The organism is Streptomyces sp. WAC05292 (genome assembly GCF_003949955.1).
GTDB classification, from domain to species: Bacteria; Actinomycetota; Actinomycetes; order Streptomycetales; family Streptomycetaceae; genus Streptomyces; species Streptomyces globosus.
Window position 1 is genome coordinate 1 of sequence record NZ_RPSE01000811.1, and the last position, 846, is coordinate 846.

Below are 846 nucleotides of genomic sequence, written 5' to 3' on the forward strand. Positions count from 1 at the left end.
GGCGGGGCCGGGGTCCTGCCGCCCGTGGCGGCGCAGCAGCCGGCCGAGCAGGCCGGAGGCTCCGGCCGGGCCCTCGGGCGGGGCGGCACGCCCGGCGCCGGCGGCGGGGGCGAGCCTCCGGGCGGCCCTGGCGACGGCCTGCCGGAGGCGGACGAGTTCGAGGGTGGTGCCGGAGGCCAGCGGGCGTACTTCTTCGGCGAGTACGGTCCGCAGCGCTTCGGCGGGCGGCAGCGCGGGGGCCGCCCCTCCGGGGGCCGCGGCGCCGGTGCTGTCGTAGAACTGCCTCATCTCGCGGCGGTCCAGCAGGACGAGGACGGGCCCGGACATGCCGTGCACCAGGACCGGCGCGCCGCCGTGGCGGTCCCGCAGCTCCCGCAGCGCCTCCGCCGGGAAGGCGGGGCGGGTGCCGGGGACGCTGCGGACGAAGAAGGGGAGTGCGCGGGTGGCGGCGAACCGGACGGAATCGGCCCGCCCGGCCCGCGGCGACGGCCCGCGCTGCCCGCGGGCGGCGACCGCCCGGGTCGTTGCGGGACCGGTCACGGCCGCACCGCCTCCCCCGGATCGGCGCGCCGGCCGCCGCGGCGGCGCTCCTGTCCCCTGCGGGCCCTGTGGCCCGCGCGGGGCGGGTTCGGCAAGGGCGCGCAGGGGGTGCCTCCGCGCGGTGGGGAACCAGCGGTGGGTGACATGGGGCTCACCGTACGTCGATCTTGGAGGGGGCGCGCTCCGAGCGCGCGCCCGTACGGCGGCCCCGGTCGGGGTGCGGGGCCGTGCGGGGCGGGAGCCGGGCCGTTCCCGGCACCGGTGCGGGCGGCAGCCGTCCGGGCGACGGGCCGCCCGGTAGGGGGG

Annotated in this window: 1 protein-coding gene; it reads right to left on the bottom strand. The window is 81.9% G+C overall.

The features are described 5' to 3' along the window. Window positions 1–540 (bottom strand): hypothetical protein (locus EF903_RS33185; RefSeq protein ID WP_221888822.1); only part of this gene is annotated, 540 nt, incomplete at its 3' end. Window positions 541–846: the final 306 nt, after the last annotated feature.